We start from the raw sequence: 18,142 nt of genomic DNA, 5'->3' as shown, positions 1-18,142 counted from the left end.
TGTCGCACTATGGGCGCGGCAGTGGGGGTTGGGTGGGGTGGGTTAGGCCGTGTTGGTGGGCGTAGACGACGGCGTGGATGCGGTCTCGGACGCCTAGTTTGGATAGGACTCGGGAGACGTGGGTTTTGATGGTTTCTTCGCCTACGCCCAGGGCGGCGGCGATTTCGGCGTTGCTGCGGGCGTCGGCTACCAGGAGTAGGACTTCGCGTTCTCGGGCGGTTAGGTGGGAGAGTTCCGGGGGGTCGGGGGGTGGGGCGATGCCGGATACCAGGCGGGCGGCCAGGCGGCGGGTCATGGAGGGGTCGATGATCGCGTCGCCTCGGACCGCTACCCGGATGGCGGCTACGAGTTCTTCTGGGGGAAGGCTTTTCAGGAGGAAGCCGCTGGCTCCGGCGGAGAGGGCGCGGTGGAGGTTGGTTTCGCTGTCGTAGGTGGTGAGGACCAGGACCCGGGTGCCGCCCGCGGCGACGATGGCCTCCGTGGCGGCCAGGCCGTCGAGTTTCGGCATGCGCACATCCAGAATCGCCACATCCGGGTGGGTGCGGGCGGCGGCCTCGATGGCCGAGCGGCCGTCGCCCACCTCGGCCACGCACTCGAGATCGGGATGGGCGTCGACGACCGCGCGGAGGCCCGAGCGGAAGACGGTGTGATCGTCGGCGATGAGGATGGTGATGGTCATGCGGCTCCGATCGGCACGGAAACCCGGATGGTCCAACGGGTTCCGGTTGGGTCGGCACCGTATTCGACGGTGCCGTCGAACAATTCGACGCGGCGGCGAATGCCGTCCAGTCCGCGGTGTACGTCCCCGGTCGGGTCGCGGTGCACGTCCTCGCCAGCACCGAGCATGGGGTTGGTCTCGCGGATCTCGACCCGCCCCGGGCGGTAGACGATCTCCAGGTCCGCTGGATCGCGCCCGTGTCGCAGAGCATTGGTCAGCAGTTCCTGAACCACCCGGTAGAGCATCACGTCCAGCGACTCCGGCAGCACCGGCGGCTCACCCGAAACCGTCACGCGCACAGTCAATCCGGCATCCCGGACCCGCTGCACCAGATCCTCGATATCGACCAGCCCGGGCTGCCGCTCCCCCGCCTCGTCGCGCCCGTGCAGCAGATCCAGCTGCCGGCGCAGATCCACCATGGCCGCCCGACTGCTCGACTCCACCGCCGTCACCGACCGCACCGCCGTCTCGGTATCGGTGCGCGACAACGCCATTCGCGCCACCCCGGCATGAATTCCAATGGCGCTCACATGATGTGAGATCACATCGTGCAGATCCCGCGCGATGGCCTCCCGCTCATCGGCCAGCGCCCGATCCAAGGCCGCCCGATGCTCCTGCTGCCGCAGCCTTTCCCGCTGCTCCAACTCCGCGATATAGGCCCCGCGCGCCGCCGTGTACCGACCCACCAGCCACGGCACCACCCCCGCCCCGAGCGTGAAGACCACCAACCGCACCGGCTTGTTCGTCCCCGCCAACGCCGCCGCCAGATTCACCGTCACCGACCCCCCGGCCAGCAGCGCCACCGTCAGCACCGACACCGCCCCGCTCAGCCACGCCCCCGCCTGATACCCGGCCACCAGGTACCCGACATCGAAAACCCGTGCGGTGATCCCGTAGTGGTGGGCGAACCAGGCCACCGACACCTTCACCACCACCTGCGCCACCACCACGGCCGCCGCCGTCGACGCGGGCGCGGCCAGGGCCAGATCCGCGGCCACCGTCGCCACCGTGAGCACCGTGGCGAGCACCGGAGCCAATCCGAATGCCCCGCACATGACCATCTGCGCGCCGTCCAGTACCGCCGCCACGACGGCCACCAGCAGCGACTGCCGAGCCAGCGACCTGGTCACATCCATGGCCGCACGCTACCGCGCGGCACCCCCGTCCCCCATGTGGGGGACGCGGAATCCCCCGTCGGCGCGACGATTCGACCCGTGCCCCGAACTAGCGTCGAAACCATGTCCGACCTGTTCATCTACGCTCTGCCGGCGTTCGCGCTCCTGATGGTGATCGAGTGGATCGACAACCGCCGCGACCCGGACCGCCCGGCCAATGGCATCGACCGGCGCGACACCACCTCCAACATCGCCACCTTCGTGCTCGGTCGCATCGCCAAACCACTGCTGGCGCAGGTGATCCCGTTCTCCGGCGTGGTGCTGGCCGCCCACTTCACCCCGCTGCACCTCTCCCCGCGGCACTGGTGGGTGTGGGTGCTGGGCCTGATCGTCACCGACTTCTGCTACTACTGGGCGCACCGCGCCGACCACCGCATTCGCCTGCTGTGGACCTCGCACAGCGTGCACCACTCCAGCCGGTTCTTCAATTTCTCGACCGCCATCCGGTTGCCCTGGGCGCATCCGGTCGCCAATATTCTGCGCGGCCTGTGCTGGGTGCCGGCGGCGCTGCTGGGCTTCCCGGCGTGGATGATCTTCGTGCTGCAGTCGATCGGCCTGCTGTACCAGTTCCCGATCCACACCCAACGGGTGAACACCCTGTGGCGGCCGATCGAATTCCTGTTCAACACCCCGGCGCACCACCGCGTGCATCACGGCTCGAACCAGCCGTACCTGGACACGAATTACGGTGGCGTCCTGATCATCTGGGATCGCCTGTTCGGCAGCTTCGCCGCCGAGACCGAGCCGATTCGCTACGGATTGACCAAGGACATCGATACCGACAATCCCATCAAGGTCAATTACACCGAGTTGCTGGACCTGGTCCGAGATGTGCGTTCCGCGCGCACCTGGCGCGGTCGCGTCGGATATATCTTCGGCCCGCCCGGCTGGTCGGAGAATCCCGTCACGCCAGACCCGGAAAAGGCCCCCGCGATAGCGTGAGAGAAAAAGCGAAAGGGCGCTTCATCTTTCGATGAAGCGCCCTTTCGAGTTCGAGCTACTACGCGACACCCTCGGCGCGCGCGGCATTGCCCACGGCCTCGGCGACGGCCGGAGCCACGCGCGGGTCCAGCGGGCTGGGGATGATCTTGTCCGCGGACAGCTCACCCGCCACCACATTGAAGATCGCCTCGGCGGCGGCCACCTTCATGCCCTCGGTGATCCGACGCGCACCGGCGTCCAGCGCGCCCTTGAAGACGCCCGGGAAGGCCAGCACATTGTTGATCTGGTTCGGGAAATCGCTGCGCCCGGTGGCCACGATGGCGGCGTACTTCTTGGCCACCTCGGGGTGGATCTCCGGGTTCGGGTTCGACATGGCGAACACGAAGGACCCGGGGGCCATGGACGCGATGAGCTCCTCGGCGATGGTGCCCGCCGACAGACCCAGGAACACGTCCGCGCCCGCCAGCGCCTCGGCCGCGCCACCGGTCACGCCGCGCGGGTTGGTGCGCGCGGCCAGCGCGGTCTTGTACTCGTTCAGGTCGCCGCGGTCCCGGCTCACGATGCCCTTGGAATCGAGCACCACGATGTCGGAAACGCCTGCGGCCAACAGGATGTCGGTGCACGCGACACCGGCCGCGCCCGCACCCGACACCACGACCTTCAGGCCGGACATGTCGCGGCCGGTCACCGCGGCCGCGCCCTTGAGGGCGGCCAGCACCACGATGGCGGTGCCGTGCTGATCGTCGTGCATGACCGGGCAGTCCAGCGCCTCGACGACGCGCTTCTCGATCTCGAAGCAGCGCGGCGCGGAGATGTCCTCGAGGTTGACCGCGCCGAAGCTCGGGCGCAGCCGGATCAGGGTCTCGACGATCTCGTCGGGGTCCTTGGTGTCGAGCACCAGCGGAATCGAATCCAGCCCGGCGAACTTCTTGAACAGTGCCGCCTTGCCCTCCATCACGGGCAGCGAGGCGCGCGCGCCGATATCGCCCAGGCCCAGCACGGCGGTGCCGTCGGACACGACCACGACCAGCCGCTCGGCCCAGGTGTAGGTCTTGGCGAGGGACTCGTCCTCGGCGATGCCGAGGCAGACCTTCGCCACGCCCGGGGTGTAGGCGATGGACAGGTCGCGCTGGGTCTCCAGCGGAGCGGTGAGTTCGACCGAGAGCTTGCCGCCAAGGTGCCCGGCGAAAATTTCTTCGTTGGTGATGTCGGACAGGTTCGCCCCATTGGACGCGGGGGCCTCGGTGGCATTCACTGCTTCAGTCACGGGTGACACGATTTCACTCCTGATCGGTTCGGACTCAACCGTTTGACGGTTACCGTTCGGTAATAGCGGAATTTATGGTTTCGGTGCTCATATATCTTTTGCCGCAGCCGTCCCGCCACCTCATCGTGGCAACGCACACAAAGTATTACGACATTGCGTGGCAGGCATGGCGACAGCGCAGATCGTCGAGCGAGAACCGGAGGGGTGTGTCCGATACAGCGGGGTGATCCCGTGCGGACCCACGAGTCGGGGTGCGTGATCACCGAGTGTCCCGGGCCGGGCGGTGGCGACGGCCAGGATCGGATCATTCTGCCAGTCGCTGCGACGGCCTGCCAAATCGCCCCCGGGTCCGTCGCGTCGCCACCACATCGTTGAAGCGTAGGGCACCCGAATCACACCGAGATGAACGAAAACTCCCTGGTGGGGAAGAGAACCCGGAGAACTGTCACAACCCGGTCGCACCGGGCGCGGTGAGCTGTCAAGCCGGGCGGGCGGGGGCGGGTGTGAGGTCCGGTCGGACCCAGACGCTTTCGAGTCCGCCCGAGATCAAACGTACTCGCCAGTCACTTCCCGCACTGGGGTGATCGGTGCGCCGATGCATGCCGCGGGTCTCGGTGCGGGCCAGCGCCGAGTACTTGGTCCAGCGGGCCACGGCCAGCAGCGCGGCGGCCTGACGGGCGCGCACCCGGGCGGGACCCTTTCCGCCGAGCGCCAATTCGGCCCCGGGCCAAATACCGTCCAGTTCGGCGATGCTGTCGCGCAGACTGCCCTCGCTGCGCCAGTAGCTGCGCCGCAGCGGCAGCGTGTGCTCCTGCACCAGCCCGACCACCGCGCGCGGATCCAGCCGCGCCTTGTCGCCCAGCCCCGCGCCGGGCACCGGACGCGCCTTGCCGACCTTGCGGCGGGCCGCCGCGAAACCGGCCGCGCCCGCGCCCGCCCACACGCCCGAGGAAATCGCCCACGCGCCGTTCTGGCCGCCGAAACCGCTGACCGCCCCGGTGATCGGCTCGCGGGTGGTGACGTCGCCCGCGCCGTAGAGCCCGGGAACCGTGGTGGCGCAATCGGGTCCGGCCAGCCGCAGGCCGCCGGTGCCGCGCACGGTGCCCTGCAGCACCGCCGACAGCGGCACCCGCCCCGAGGGGCTGGGCCCGAGCCGCCGCAGTTCGACCCGCACCGATTCGGGCAGCTCGTCCAGGGCGGCGTAGACCCGGTGGCCGTCGGCGATGGCCGCGAAAGCCTGTGCCCGCGAACCGCATCCCTGCCCCCACAGCACCGCCCGCGACTCGTCGTAGAGCGTCGCGAAGTGCATGACCTGGTCGGAGGCGAAGACCGCCGCCACCGGACGGCCGCCCCACTGCGGTGAATCCGCCACGGGGGCCAGCGAATACGCGTTGGAGAACTCCATGCCCGACAGTTCGGCCCCGACCTCGGCGCCCATGAGCAGACCGTCACCGGTGTCCACATCGGTGCCCGCGCCGCCGGAGAGGAACGCGCAGCCGCCGGTGGCCAGCACCACCGCACGGGCCTTTACGGTCCAGCCGCGGGCCTCCCCCTGCACCGCCACACCCGACGCGCCCGAGACGACACCGTCGCCGTCGGTGAGCAGTTGCAATGCCGGATGGTGGTCGAGGATCCGCACCCCCGCTACGACCATGCTGCGCCGCATTCGCCCCAGATACTTGGCCCCGTCGAGGTAGACCCGGGCGGGGCGCTCGGCGTGTTCGCCTTGGAATCGGAATCCACCCTGCACCAGCTGACCGACGCGCCGATGCGTCTCCTCCAGCACCCGATACATCCACTCCGGATCCCCGAGCCCGCCGCCGTGCGCGAGGGTCTGCCGCACCGCCTCCTCGCGCGCCGCGCCCGCGGGCAGATTCCACAGGGTGACCCCGCCGCGCGCGGTCGGACCGCTGGTCCCGCAGCGGGCCTTGTCGACGACCACGACCCGCGCGCCCGCGGCGGCCGCGGCAAGGGCGGCCCAGGCTCCGGCCGGGCCACCTCCCAGCACCAGCACATCGGCGTCGAATTCGGTCATATCGACAAATGTTCGACGACAGTTCAACTGCCCGCAACCGTTATGCGTATTTCAATTCCACCACTGTGCCCAGAGCAGATATCCGGCTACCAAGAAAACGACCATGCATCCGAAAAATGCGGTCAAACCGTGACGCCTATCCGCATATATCTGGGCCGTAACAACCGCTACCGCCGCACCCACATGCCATGTCACATCCAGCCATCCGGGGCCCGGAAACCCACGCCGAGCACCCATGATGGCGGCCCCGACGACCGTGGCCGCCAACACCGCGGTGCCCCCCGCGACGATCCCGCTCAGACCCCGGAGCACCCTCATACAGTGACCACCGGGACCCCCGTTGCTTTGCCCACGATTTCCTCGAATTGCGTTGGGTCGGTGGTGAATTCACCGAGCTGAATGGTCTTGTTGGTGCCGTGGTAGTCCGAGGAGCCGGTGGTCAGCAAACCCAGCTCGGCGGCCAGGTCGGCCAGGATCGCGCGGTCGGCCGCGCTGTGGTCGGGGTGGTCGAGTTCCAAACCGCCCAGCCCGATCTCGGCCAGCGCGCGAATATCGTCGAGGGCCAGCAGCCGGCCGCGCTTGCGGGCCCGGGCGTGCGCCACCACGCTCACCCCACCCGCCGAAGCCACCATTTCCACCGCGCGCCGCAGCGGCGTGTCGGCCTTCTCGACGTAGTAGCGACCGTGCGGGGCGAGCAGATCCTGGAAGGCCGCGTCCACCGTCGGGACCACACCGGCCTTGACGAGCGCCCGCGCGAGATGCGGGCGGCCCGCGGACAGGCCGACCGAGGCCATCACCTCGTCCGGATCGATGGGCAGCCCGTCGGCGGCCATCTGTTCGGCCATGGATCGCAGCCGCACCACGCGCTCGCCGCGCAGCCGCTCACGCTCCTGGGCGAACGACTCGTCCTCGGGATCGAACAGGTAGGCCAGCAGGTGCACCGGCACCGGGTACCCGTCCTCCCCCAAACCCACACAGGACATCTCCATGCCCCGCACCAGTGTCAGCCCCGGCGGCAGCGCGGCCACCGCCTCCGCCCAGCCGGAGGTGGTGTCGTGGTCGGTGAGGGCCACCACGTCGAGGCCCGCGGCGGCGGCCTTCGCGATCAGCTCGGCCGGGGTGTCCGTGCCGTCGGACGCGGTGGAATGGGTGTGGAGATCGATACGCACGCCCCCTATATTGCCTGCGCCGTGGCCGATCACCGGGGGCCGGGACGATTAGCATCGCTGAGGTGTCGTCCAATTCGCCGCTGCCGTCCTTCCACTGGCCCTCCTGGTCGGGCACCCGGCCGGAGCCATCGAAGCCCGCGCACCCCGAGGGCCGCGTGGTCGACTGCGCGGTCTACGTCGACGGCGAGCGGCTGTGGGACCAGTGCACCTACAAGAACGGGCTCGACGAGGTGCGCGAGCGCAAGAACGGTTTCGTCTGGCTGGGCCTGCTCGAGCCCGGCAAGGAACTCATGACCGATGTGGCCAAGACGTTCGGGCTGCACGCGCTGGCCGTCGAGGACGCGGTGCAGGCGCGGCAGCGACCGAAACTCGAACGCTACGACGACGTTCTGTTCGTGGTGCTGCGCACCGTGCAGTATCTCGAGCACGAGTTGACCACGGTCTCCGAGATCGTCGACACCGGTGAGGTCATGGTGTTCACCGGACCCGACTTCGTGATCACCGTGCGCCACGGCGAGCACACCGGGTTGGCCAGTGTGCGAAGGGATTTGGAGTCCGACCCGAAACGACTGGCGCTCGGCCCGACGGCCGTGCTGCACGCAGTGGCCGACCATGTGGTGGACAACTACGTCTCGGTGACCGCGGCCATCGAGGCGGACGTGGACGCCATGGAGGAGGCGGTCTTCACACCTTCCAGCAAACTCCAGATCGACGCCATCTACCAGTTGAAACGCGAAGTGGTGGAACTGCGCGGGGCCGTGAAGCCGCTGGCCCTGCCCCTGCAGCTGCTCACCCAGGACACGGCATTGCCGCTGCCGAAGGAGATTCGCCGCTACATGCGGGATGTCACCGACCATCACACGGCGGTGACCGAACAGATCCTCGACTTCAACGAATCGCTGTCCGCGCTCATCAATGCCGCGCTCGCGAAGGTGAGCGTGCAGCAGAACACCGATATGCGCAAGATCTCCGCCTATGCCGCCATGGCCGCGGTGCCGACCATGATCGCGGGCGTCTACGGCATGAATTTCGAACACATGCCGGAACTTTCGTGGACCTTCGGCTATCCCGCCGTGATCGCCATCATGCTCGCGCTGTGCGCGCTGCTGTACGCGAATTTCCATCGCAACAACTGGCTCTGAGCAACCCCACCCACCTGGGGCGTTGCCGAGCGGCTCGACTCGCGGACATTCGGGTTGCTATGAATGCCGGTGTGTTCTCGATGAGGAACTCACCGGCCGCGCGCCGGATGGGTTGGTGGACAGCAATATTCGGGCTCCTGCTCGCCGTGCCGGTACCGGCGTCGGCGGACACCGCGGCCGCGGCGATCGACCCCTATGTCGACGCCCTCGCCGACGCGGTGCCGACCCCGACCTTGCGGTGGACGGACTGTGAGTCCGGATTCTCCTGCGCCACAGCACGAGTGCCCCTGGACTACACCCATCCCGAGGCGCGCTCGATCGATCTGGCCGTGATCAAACTCCCGGCCGCCGATCCCGCGCATCGCCTCGGCACCCTCTTCGTCAATTTCGGCGGCCCCGGCCGCTCCGGGGTGGACCGACTGCGCCAGCGCGCGCACTGGCCGTGGCTGTTCTCCGACGCCCTGCGCGAGCGCTTCGACCTGGTGTCCTGGGACACCCGCGGCGTCGCGAACAGCGCACCGGTGCACTGCTTTCCGGACGCGACCGTGCAGCAGCAGTTCTTCACCACCTATCCCGCCATGCCCGGCGCACCCGGTACCGAAGCGCCGTTCTTCACCGCCGCCAAGACCCTCGCCGACAACTGCGCCCAGCGCGCGGGCGATCTGCTGCCGCACCTTTCCACCGAGAACACCGCCCGCGATCTCGACCTGCTGCGCCGGGCCGTCGGCGACGACAAGCTGACCTATCACGGGATGTCCTACGGCACGTATCTGGGCGCGTTGTACGCCAACATGTTTCCCGGCCGGGTGCGCGCCATGGCATTGGACGGGTCGATGGACTTCCGCGGCAATGCCTTCGGCGCGGCGGGCGCGGACCTGCCCCTCGACACCCGCCAGGACGTCGCCACCGGAATCGCGGGCACCTTCGACGCCATGCTGGACGCCTGCGTAGCAGCCGGTCCCGAATGCGCCTTCTCCGAAGGGAATCCGCGCGAGAAGTGGCAGCAGATACTCGAACGCGTTCGGCGCGAACCGATCTCGTGGGACGGCAAGCGCTACGACTACGGCACCGTGGTCGCCGTGGCCGGAGAGCTGTCCAATCCCGCGGCCTGGCCGCGGGTCGCCGCCACCCTCCAACAGCTCTACGACCTGCGCGAGACGCCCTACCTGCCGACCGATGTGCTCGCCGAGGCCGCGGCCCTGGTCCGCCAGGTCGCCGAGATCGGCACCGGCAGCGCCGAGGGTCTGGGCGGCACCGGCGCGAACACCTACGACGACAACTACACCGAGGCCTTCTACGGCACCCAGTGCGCCGACAGCACCGTCCCGCGCGACGAGCGCCGCTACAGCACCCTCGCGGTGACCGAGGACCAACGTGTGCCCGCCTTCGGCCGCCTCGGCGTCTTCGACACCCTCTCCTGCGCCTATTGGCCCCAGTCCGCCGTCCACCCCTACACCGGCCCGCTGAACCGCCCCACGGCCCCGATCCTGATCATCAACAGCCGCAACGACCCCGCCACGCCCCTGGCCGGAGCGGCCGCGGGCGCAGCGGAATTGGCCAACGCCCAGCTACTCGTCGTCGAGGGCGCGGGCCACACCAGCATGTACGTCCACAGCACCTGCGCCGAGGCGGCCAAGCGCGAATACCTCACCACGGGAACGCTTCCCGCCTCCGGCGCGACCTGCCCGACCGACGGCAACCCCTTCGCCTAGCGCTCCCTCGCCCAGACCCCTCTCGAGGTGGGAGCGCGGCGTCAGAGCTGGGCGGCGGAGCGGGCGGGGTCGCGGATGTCGATGCCCGCCTCGGCCCAGGCTTCGCGCAGGGCCGCCGCGCCGCGAATGCGGACCCAGGCGGCCTCGGTGGCCGTGATGGGGACGACCGTCAGAAAGCGCACGGCCTCGGCGGGTTCCGGCAGATCCACGGCCGGAATCTCGCTGTCGCCCAGCAGCACCGCGGTGAACGGCGCGTTGGCCCACAGGGGTTCTCCGAGGTCGAGCAGCGCATCCGCCTGCAGCACAACGCCTTCCACCGACGGAGCCGCCACCAGCACGCCCAGGGTGCGAGTCAGCCCCGACCCCGCGCCCACGCCGCCGCGCAGCGTCAGCACCAGTTCCGCGCGCGGCCCGCGCACCGGATCGGCCAGCGCGGCAGCCGGATCCGTCATCGGGTGCCGGGAGCCGCCCAGCGTCGCGTAATGCACGAATTCCCCGTCGGGGATGCGCAGGATGTCGATGGGCTCCAACCCCAGGAACGTCACCGACGCCGCGTCCGCGGATTCCACACCGAAATGGCCGAGCACCCCGGCTCGGACCTTGTCCACAACATTCATGAATCTAGATGGCCAACCTGGCGAGCATGTCCCGCGCCTGCTCGGCGGTCTTGGGATCGCACAGCACGTCGTAGCGTCCGGCCACCAACTGCATGGTGGACGCGAAATCGCGCTGGCCGCGGGTGGCCGCGTACGGGATGGTCGCGGAGATGAGTCCGAAGATGATGCCGCCGACCAGACCCACCACCAGCGGGCCGATGGCCCCGCCGGAGGTGAACATGCTCAGCAGCAGGCCCAGGAACAGGCCGAGCCAGGCGCCCGAAACCATGCCGCCGCCAATGACTTTGCCCCAGGTCAGCCGGTACAGCACGCGCTCGACCTGCATGAGGTCCACGCCGACGATGGTCACGCCCTCCACCGGGAACTGGTTGTCGGCCAGATAGTCGACCGCCCGCTGCGCCTCCGCATAGGTCGGGTAGGAGCCGATCGGCCAGCCCGACGGTGGCGTCGGGAGGCCCGGGCGGCCCCGGTTCGCATTCCCCATGGGATTTGTCATGACTCCATCATGCTATTTCGCGTCCACCTTCGGCGCTTCGCCGTGCCGGATTTCAAAGAGCAGGCGTGGTTCGCACCATTCCCGCGGCGCGTCCCTTCTCGGCTATGACCTGCGCCATTTTCGCGCTGGCCTCGTCGATCATCTCGTCGCCCAGCATCACCGCACCGCGCGCCCCACCGTCGACCGAGGTGTGGAAGGCATACGCGTCCAGAATCTCCTCGGCCCGGTCGTAATCGCTCTGACGTGGGCTGAAGATCTCGTTGCAGGCGGTGATCTGATCCGGGTGCAGCACCCACTTGCCGTCGAAACCCAGTGCGGCCGTACGGGATGCGTTGCGGCGGAACCCGTCGATGTCGCGCACCGCCAGGTACGGCCCGTCGATGGCCTGCAGGCCGTGCGCCCGCGCCGCGAGCAAGATCGTCATATAGATGTGGTGATAAGCGTCACCCGGCTCGTAGCCCTCGGGCTGCTCGCCCACCACCAGCGTCCGCATATTGATCGACGCCATGAAGTCGGCGGGCCCGAACACCAGTGTCTGCACGCGCGGGCTCGCGGTGGCGATGGCGTCGATATTGCGCAGCCCGAGCGCGTTCTCGATCTGCGGCTCGATCCCGATCCGACCGACCGGCAGGCCGTTGGCCTTCTCCAGCTGCGTCAGCAGCAGATCCAAGGCCCGCACCTGCCCCGCGTCGGTCACCTTGGGCAGCAGGATGGCGTCCAGCTCCGAGCCCGCACCCTCCACCACCGTGATGACATCGGCGTAGGTGTACTCGGTGCTCCAATCGTTGACCCGCACAACGCGAATCTGAGCACCCCAGCCGCCGGAGTTCAGCGCGGCCACGATGTTCGCGCGCGCCGCCGCCTTGGCCGCGGGCGCGACCGCGTCCTCGAGGTCCAGGAACACCTCGTCGGCGGCCAGTCCCTTGGCCTTCTCGATCATGCGCGGGTTGCTGCCGGGTACGGCCAGCACCGATCGGCGCACCCGAATATTCGGCCCGGTCGATGTCATGGGTCACTCCTTCACGTGGCGCGACATTTCGGACGCGTTCAACCCACTAGCCTTATCAAACATGGCAGCGACGAAGGTTTTCGCCGCCCGGTTGGCGGGCTTGGTAGTACTGGGACCGGACGGCGAGTCTATCGGCCGCCTCCGGGACATAGTGATTTCGATACGGTACGACCGGCAGCAGCCCAGGGTCCTGGGCATCCTGGTCGAACTGCCAACCCGCAAGCGCATTTTCGTGCCCATGCTGCGCGTGCAGGCCATCGAGCCGGGCGCGATCACCCTCACCACCGGGACGATCAGTGTGCGCCGCTTCGAGCAGCGCCCCGGCGAGTTGCTGGCCGTCGCGCAGATTCTCGACTCCACCGTCCGCGTCGCCGATCCCGAGCTGCCGCAGCTGACCGACGCCGACGTGGTGGTGGTCGACCTCGGCATCGAGCAGGGCCGCACCCGCGACTGGGTGGTCTCGCGCGTCGCGGTGCGCGAACGCCGCCGCCTCGGCGTGGGTTTCGGTCGGCGCGGCGCGGTGCACGTGGTCGACTGGGCGATGGTGCGCGGGCTCACCCAGACCGAACTCAACCTGCCCGGCCAGGACGTCACCCAGCTGCTCGAGCAGTTCGAGGGCATGCGACCCGCCGACGTCGCGCACATGCTGCGCGAACTGCCGCGCAAGCGCCGCATCGAGGTGGCCTCGGCCTTCGACGACGAGCGACTCGCCGACGTGGTCCAGGAGCTGCCCGAGAACGACCAGGTCGAACTGCTCGAACAGCTCGGTGTGGAACGCGCCGCCGACCTGCTCGAGGCCATGGACCCCGACGACGCCGCCGACCTGCTGGGCGAGCTGCCCGCGGGCGAGGCGGAATCGCTGCTGGCGCTGATGGATCCGGAGGACTCCGAGCCGGTGCGTCGCCTGCTCGAGCACGCGCCCTACACCGCCGGCGGTCTGATGACCCCGGACGCGGTGGTGCTCACCGCCTCCACCACGGTGGCCGAGGCGCTGGCCCGGATTCGCGATCCCGAGCTGACCCCGGCGCTGGCGTCCATGGCGTTCGTGGTGCGCCCGCCCACTGCCACACCGACCGGTCGCTATCTCGGTTGTGTGCACTTCCAACAATTGCTGCGGGAACCGCCCGCGAACCTGGTCGGCGGCATTGTCGACACCGATCTGGTGCAATTGCGGCCCGACGCGCCCCTCACCGCGGTGACCCGCTATTTCGCCACCTACAACCTGGTGTGCGGACCGGTGGTGGACGCGGAGAATCATCTCTTGGGAGCCGTCACCGTCGATGACGTGCTCGACCACCTGCTGCCCGAGGATTGGCGCGAGCAGGACGAAGACCAACACGATGTGCACGGCTTGCCCGTGGTCGAGGGGACGGGAGGCCGCGCATGAGCGAACGGCTCGAGAAACTCAGCGCCCGCCAGCGCCTGGAGACCCCGGTCGAGAGTCGCTTCCGCGGCCTGGACTGGGACGCCGAGGCCATGGCCCGCACCAGCGAACAGATCGCACGCTTCCTGGGCACCGGCCGCTACCTGGTGATCCAGACCGTGATCGTGGCGGTGTGGATTCTGCTCAATGTCTTCGCCGTCAGCCTGCAGTGGGACCCGTACCCGTTCATCCTGCTGAACTTGGCCTTCTCCACCCAGGCCGCCTACGCCGCGCCGCTGATCCTGTTGGCGCAGAACCGGCAGGACAATCGCGACCGCGTGTCGCTCGAGGAGGACCGCACCCGGGCGGCCCAGACGAAGGCCGATACCGAATTCCTGGCCCGGGAATTGGCCGCGCTGCGCCTGGCCGTGGGTGAGGTCGCCACGCGCGACTACGTGCGCAGGGAACTGGACGACATCAAGGAAACCCTGGTCAGATTGGAGAAACTGGCCGTCGGCGGCGAGGTCGCCAAGGTCAAGAAAACCAAGAAGAGTACCGATCGAAAGGCCCCCGAGGTCGCAAATTTGGCACAAAATGATGGCGACTGACCACTGAAGTTGTACCGAACGAGCTGACTCATGGGTAACCTGGATCACGTTGTTCCGAGCGACCGACCCAGACACTGCCGCAGTATGAGTGTCACTCCCGGGAACCGGCCGCACGACTGAGGGGATTGTGTGGTGGCGAAGAGAATATCTGCACCGGTGACAGCGTCGGCGCTCTTGATCGCGGGCCTGGTCACCGCCGGTTCGACCACCAACACGACCGTTCACACCGCTGCCCCGCAGGCCGCGCCGGACGCGTTGCTGGCGGCCGCCCAGGCCCACAACGCGAGCCTGAACAGCTCCGCCGACACCGCCTCGGATCAGACCGTGGGCCTGGTTCCGGCGGCTCCGGAGGCCCCCCGCAAACTCAGCGCAATGACCCCGCCCGCGGACGGCAATCCGCTCTTCGGCGGCACCGTCCCACTCCAGGACATCGCGCTGCCCGGCGGCAACGGCGTGCTCGGCATTCCCGAGATCGTGCTGGCGGCCTACCGCAATGCCGAACTGGCGCTGCAGTCCTCGGACCCGAACTGCCACCTGCCCTGGTACCTGCTGGCCGGGATCGGCCGCATCGAGTCCAATCACGCCAACAACGGCCGCACCGACGCCGCGGGCACCACGGTCACCCCCATCTACGGACCGGCCCTGGACGGGACGCTGCCGGGCAACGAGATCATCAAGGCCGCCGACGGCAACTACGTGCGCGCCATCGGGCCCATGCAGTTCCTGCCCAGCACCTGGTCGGTCTATGCCGCCAATGGAAAGGGCAGCGGCACACCGGATCCCAACAATGTCTTCGACGCCGCGCTGGCGGCGGGCAAGTACCTGTGCTCGGGCGGCATGGACCTGTCGGATCCACAGCAGCAGCTGCGGGCCGTGCTGCGCTACAACAACTCGGTCTCCTACGCGGCCAATGTGCTCAGCTGGGCCAATGCGTACAAGACCGGCGGCACGCCGCAGCAGGTGAGCATTTCGCCGGATCTGGTGGGCAACAACTACGTTCCGGTCAGCGGCCCGGACATCACGGTGGCCTCCACCCAGATTCCGGCCAGCACCGAGCCGGAGACCACCACCCAGCCGGTCACCACCACGCCGACGCCGACCCAGGTGATGATCACCATCCCGGGTCTGCCGCCGATCCCGTGCGGCATCTTCTGCCCGGCCCCCGCGCAGCCCGCGAATCCCTGTGCGCAGGCGGCGGTTCCGGCGCAGCCGGATCAGCAGCTGCCCGAGAGCGGTCAGCCCGGCGAGCAGGTGCTCGGCTCCGACGGTCAGCCGATCATGACCGCCGAGGGCAAGCCGATCATCTTCGGTCCCGACGGCAAGCCGATGGTCAAGGATCAGACGGCGGCCGGGTGCAGCACCCAGGCGGGGCAACAGGATCCGAAGCAGGATCAGCCTCAGCAGGCGGTCCAGCAACCGCAGGATCAGCAAATCGTCACGCCGACCAAGACGCCCGAAGCCGAGCCGATGGCCCCCGCGGAGAACACCCCGGAGACCGCCGACACCACCACTCCGGCCCCGGGCATCACACTGCCGTTCGGCATCACCATTCCGCTGCCCGCTCCGGCCCCCGCGCCCGCTCCGTAACGATTGTGTGTTTCGCGAGTTTCGGAGCGCCGCTCCGGAACTCGCATTCCGCGACGTTTTGACTAGGGATTCCTTCTAAACCTGAGAGTTGGTCACGAAGGGGTAACGGGAAGGTCTCGGATAAGGTAACGTGGCCCTCACTGCATCACCCCGGTATCAACCGATGGCAATGGAGGGTCACCACACAGTGGGTCGTCACCGTAAACCCCCGGTCCTGAAAGTTCGCCGTGGATCGGTCATCGCATTAACCGGGCTGGTGCCCGCCGGTCTGGCCACAGTTACCGGAGCGGGCGACGGGAGCATCGCCGACAAGCTGACAGCGACTGTCCAGCAACAACTATCGAACGACGCCGACGAGCAGCTACCCAGACCGGAGGCGGCCGCACCCGCCGCCGCCCCCGAACCGCTGCTGCACGAGGCCAAACAGGTTGCGCCCGTGGGGCCGCCGGAAGTCAAGACCATCGCCCAGCCCGAGGGCCGCGTCCCATCGGCGCGTCCCGCCGGACCGCTCGGCATGCCGGGCGTGGCCTACGACGCCTACCAGAACGCGGAAAAGGTTCTGGCGGTGGAGAATCCGACCTGCAATATGCCGTGGAACATGCTGGCCGGAATCGGCCGGGTCGAATCCACCCACGGTTTCGGCAAGATCGACGACAACGGCTACCCGCTGCAGAACGTCTACGGACCGGTCCTGGACGGAAGTCTGTACGGCAACAACGTGGTCGCGACCGCCGAGGGCGGCGACCTGGACGGCCTGTCCGGCAGCTACCGGCGCGCCGTGGGCCCCATGCAGTTCCTGCCCGAGACCTGGCGCAAGTACGCGGCCGACGGCAATGGCGACGGCGTCGCCGACCCGCAGAACATCTACGACGCCACGCTCACCGCGGGCAAGTACCTCTGCGAGGGCGGGCTCGACATGCGCGATCCGGGCCAGCAGACCCGGGCCATCCTCCGCTACAACAACTCCATGGCCTACGTGGCGAACGTCATGGCGTGGGAAACCGCCTACGGCTCCGGCATCTCGCCCTCGGCGGCTGCCCTCCCCCGCATCTGAGGCTCTCCCCCGCATCCGAGGTCCGCCGCGGTCGCTCCTAGACTGGCCGCATGCCAGTGGTAACGGAATCGGATGTGCGGGGCGCGCTCGCGAAGGTGAACGACCCGGAGATCCGGAAACCGATCACCGAACTGGGCATGGTGAAGAGCGTCGAGGTCGGCGCGGATAGCAGTGTCCACGTTGTGATCTACCTGACGACGTCGGCGTGCCCGATGAAAACCGCCATCCAGGAACGGGTCACGAAGGCCGTGGCCGATGTGGCCGGGGTCGGCGCGATCACCGTCGAGCTCGACGTCATGAACGACGAGCAGCGCACCGAACTGCGCCGCAAGCTGCGCGGCGACGCCGCCGAACCGGTCATCCCGTTCGCCCAGCCCGGCTCGCTGACCCGCGTGTACGCGGTCGCCTCCGGCAAGGGCGGCGTCGGAAAGTCTTCCGTCACCGTGAATCTCGCGGCCGCCATGGCCGCCAAGGGTCTCTCGGTCGGCGTCCTCGACGCCGACATCTACGGCCACTCCGTGCCGCGCATGCTGGGCACCGATCAGCGCCCCACCCAGGTCGAGCGGATGATCATGCCGCCCATCGCGCACGACGTGAAGGTCATCTCGATCTCCATGTTCACCCAGGGCAACACGCCGGTGGTGTGGCGCGGCCCGATGCTGCACCGCGCGCTGCAGCAGTTCCTGGCCGACGTCTTCTGGGGCGACCTCGACATCCTGCTGCTGGACCTGCCGCCCGGCACCGGCGACGTGGCCATCTCGCTGGCCCAGCTCATCCCGAACGCGGAGATCCTGGTGGTCACCACCCCGCAGCTGGCCGCCGCCGAGGTCGCCGAGCGCGCGGGCTCCATCGCCCTGCAGACCCGCCAGCGCATCGCCGGTGTCATCGAGAACATGTCCTGGCTGGACCTGCCCGACGGCTCCCGCATGGAGCTCTACGGCTCCGGCGGCGGCCAGACCGTGGCGGACAACCTGACCCGGGCCATCGGCGCGAATGTGCCGCTGCTGGGCCAGATCCCGATCGAGCAGCAGCTGCGCGAGGCGGGCGACGAAGGCACCCCCATCGTCCTGCGCGCCCCGGAATCCGCCTCCGGCAAGGCTCTCCTGGAAATCGCCGACAAGCTGGCGGTCCGCCGCCGCGGCCTCGCGGGCATGTCCCTCTCCATCGACACCACCCGCCACCTGTAATCCATTCCTCCAGGTCGGCCCGGCGTGCGATCGCACGCCGGGCCGACCTGTTGTCCCTTTG

16 protein-coding genes are annotated in these 18,142 nt (G+C 68.5%); 8 read left to right on the top strand and 8 right to left on the bottom strand.

Features of this window, described 5'->3' with window-relative positions; translation table 11 throughout:
• Positions 1–7 precede the first annotated feature (7 nt).
• On the bottom strand, positions 8–679 hold the full coding sequence (locus VMT65_RS03900; RefSeq protein ID WP_326306520.1) for a response regulator transcription factor: 672 nt from the start codon (positions 677–679) through the stop codon (positions 8–10).
• Entirely contained in the window at positions 676–1,854 is a 1,179-nt protein-coding gene (locus VMT65_RS03895; RefSeq protein WP_326306519.1) for a sensor histidine kinase, read from the bottom strand. Before VMT65_RS03895 ends, VMT65_RS03900 begins: the two co-directional genes overlap by 4 nt.
• Before the next feature lie 102 nt (positions 1,855–1,956).
• Here VMT65_RS03895 and VMT65_RS03890 point away from each other — a divergent pair, with 102 nt between their 5' ends.
• On the top strand, positions 1,957–2,835 hold the full coding sequence (locus tag VMT65_RS03890) for a sterol desaturase family protein (RefSeq protein WP_326306518.1): 879 nt from the start codon (positions 1,957–1,959) through the stop codon (positions 2,833–2,835).
• 58 nt (positions 2,836–2,893) lie between these two features.
• Here the strand turns inward: VMT65_RS03890 and VMT65_RS03885 are convergent, their stop codons facing one another.
• From VMT65_RS03885 to VMT65_RS03875, 3 genes are all read right to left on the bottom strand, one after another.
• Complete coding sequence (locus tag VMT65_RS03885) at positions 2,894–4,102, bottom strand: NAD(P)-dependent malic enzyme (RefSeq protein WP_326306517.1); 1,209 nt, start codon at positions 4,100–4,102, stop codon at positions 2,894–2,896.
• 478 nt (positions 4,103–4,580) lie between these two features.
• Positions 4,581–6,137 carry an FAD-binding protein gene (locus VMT65_RS03880; protein ID WP_326306516.1) on the bottom strand — a complete coding sequence of 519 codons (1,557 nt, stop codon included), beginning with the start codon at positions 6,135–6,137 and terminating at the stop codon, positions 4,581–4,583.
• A gap of 314 nt (positions 6,138–6,451) precedes the next feature.
• A complete protein-coding gene (locus VMT65_RS03875; protein ID WP_326306515.1) occupies positions 6,452–7,306 on the bottom strand; it encodes a PHP domain-containing protein in 855 nt (284 codons plus the stop codon).
• A gap of 62 nt (positions 7,307–7,368) precedes the next feature.
• Here VMT65_RS03875 and corA point away from each other — a divergent pair, with 62 nt between their 5' ends.
• Positions 7,369–8,448 (top strand): magnesium/cobalt transporter CorA, encoded by a 1,080-nt coding sequence (gene corA / locus VMT65_RS03870; protein WP_442790165.1) that lies wholly within the window; start codon positions 7,369–7,371, stop codon positions 8,446–8,448.
• 80 nt (positions 8,449–8,528) lie between these two features.
• Positions 8,529–10,160, top strand: a complete 1,632-nt coding sequence (locus tag VMT65_RS03865) for an alpha/beta fold hydrolase (RefSeq protein ID WP_326306514.1) — start codon at positions 8,529–8,531, stop codon at positions 10,158–10,160.
• 41 nt (positions 10,161–10,201) lie between these two features.
• Here the strand turns inward: VMT65_RS03865 and VMT65_RS03860 are convergent, their stop codons facing one another.
• From VMT65_RS03860 to VMT65_RS03850, 3 genes are read right to left on the bottom strand one after another with little or no spacing between them, the layout of a single operon-like run.
• Positions 10,202–10,777: a suppressor of fused domain protein gene (locus VMT65_RS03860; protein ID WP_326306513.1), complete on the bottom strand. Its 576-nt coding sequence runs from the start codon at positions 10,775–10,777 to the stop codon at positions 10,202–10,204.
• Positions 10,778–10,781: 4 nt separating this feature from the next.
• Complete coding sequence (locus VMT65_RS03855; protein ID WP_326306512.1) at positions 10,782–11,273, bottom strand: general stress protein; 492 nt, start codon at positions 11,271–11,273, stop codon at positions 10,782–10,784.
• A gap of 52 nt (positions 11,274–11,325) precedes the next feature.
• On the bottom strand, positions 11,326–12,282 hold the full coding sequence (locus VMT65_RS03850) for an HpcH/HpaI aldolase/citrate lyase family protein (RefSeq protein ID WP_326306511.1): 957 nt from the start codon (positions 12,280–12,282) through the stop codon (positions 11,326–11,328).
• Positions 12,283–12,343: 61 nt separating this feature from the next.
• On the opposite strand from VMT65_RS03850, the gene VMT65_RS03845 reads away from it, so the two are divergent.
• The 5 genes from VMT65_RS03845 (at position 12,344) to VMT65_RS03825 (ending at position 18,081) form a co-directional block, all read left to right on the top strand.
• Positions 12,344–13,669: a magnesium transporter MgtE N-terminal domain-containing protein gene (locus VMT65_RS03845; protein WP_326306510.1), complete on the top strand. Its 1,326-nt coding sequence runs from the start codon at positions 12,344–12,346 to the stop codon at positions 13,667–13,669.
• Positions 13,666–14,253 carry a DUF1003 domain-containing protein gene (locus VMT65_RS03840; protein ID WP_326306509.1) on the top strand — a complete coding sequence of 196 codons (588 nt, stop codon included), beginning with the start codon at positions 13,666–13,668 and terminating at the stop codon, positions 14,251–14,253. Before VMT65_RS03845 ends, VMT65_RS03840 begins: the two co-directional genes overlap by 4 nt.
• 156 nt (positions 14,254–14,409) lie before the next feature.
• A complete protein-coding gene (locus VMT65_RS03835) occupies positions 14,410–15,840 on the top strand; it encodes a lytic transglycosylase domain-containing protein (RefSeq protein WP_326306508.1) in 1,431 nt (476 codons plus the stop codon).
• Positions 15,841–16,027: 187 nt separating this feature from the next.
• Positions 16,028–16,894 (top strand): lytic transglycosylase domain-containing protein, encoded by an 867-nt coding sequence (locus VMT65_RS03830; protein WP_442790164.1) that lies wholly within the window; start codon positions 16,028–16,030, stop codon positions 16,892–16,894.
• A gap of 50 nt (positions 16,895–16,944) precedes the next feature.
• Positions 16,945–18,081 (top strand): Mrp/NBP35 family ATP-binding protein, encoded by a 1,137-nt coding sequence (locus VMT65_RS03825; protein ID WP_326306507.1) that lies wholly within the window; start codon positions 16,945–16,947, stop codon positions 18,079–18,081.
• Positions 18,082–18,142: the final 61 nt, after the last annotated feature.

It is taken from the genome of Nocardia sp. CDC153 (assembly GCF_035818515.1).
Classification (GTDB): Bacteria; Actinomycetota; Actinomycetes; order Mycobacteriales; family Mycobacteriaceae; genus Nocardia.
This window is presented reverse-complemented; position numbering and strand designations above follow the sequence as displayed.

Bases quoted from the DNA above. Each gene is read 5' to 3' on its own strand.
- VMT65_RS03900 (WP_326306520.1), bottom strand. From the start codon at position 679: ATGACCATCACCATCCTCATCGCCGACGATCACACCGTCTTCCGCTCG.
- VMT65_RS03895 (WP_326306519.1), bottom strand. From the start codon at position 1,854: ATGGATGTGACCAGGTCGCTGGCTCGGCAGTCGCTGCTGGTGGCCGTC.
- VMT65_RS03890 (WP_326306518.1), top strand. From the start codon at position 1,957: ATGTCCGACCTGTTCATCTACGCTCTGCCGGCGTTCGCGCTCCTGATG.
- VMT65_RS03880 (WP_326306516.1), bottom strand. From the start codon at position 6,137: ATGACCGAATTCGACGCCGATGTGCTGGTGCTGGGAGGTGGCCCGGCC.
- VMT65_RS03865 (WP_326306514.1), top strand. From the start codon at position 8,529: ATGAGGAACTCACCGGCCGCGCGCCGGATGGGTTGGTGGACAGCAATA.
- VMT65_RS03860 (WP_326306513.1), bottom strand. From the start codon at position 10,777: ATGAATGTTGTGGACAAGGTCCGAGCCGGGGTGCTCGGCCATTTCGGT.
- VMT65_RS03855 (WP_326306512.1), bottom strand. From the start codon at position 11,273: ATGACAAATCCCATGGGGAATGCGAACCGGGGCCGCCCGGGCCTCCCG.
- VMT65_RS03850 (WP_326306511.1), bottom strand. From the start codon at position 12,282: ATGACATCGACCGGGCCGAATATTCGGGTGCGCCGATCGGTGCTGGCC.
- VMT65_RS03845 (WP_326306510.1), top strand. From the start codon at position 12,344: ATGGCAGCGACGAAGGTTTTCGCCGCCCGGTTGGCGGGCTTGGTAGTA.
- VMT65_RS03840 (WP_326306509.1), top strand. From the start codon at position 13,666: ATGAGCGAACGGCTCGAGAAACTCAGCGCCCGCCAGCGCCTGGAGACC.
- VMT65_RS03825 (WP_326306507.1), top strand. From the start codon at position 16,945: ATGCCAGTGGTAACGGAATCGGATGTGCGGGGCGCGCTCGCGAAGGTG.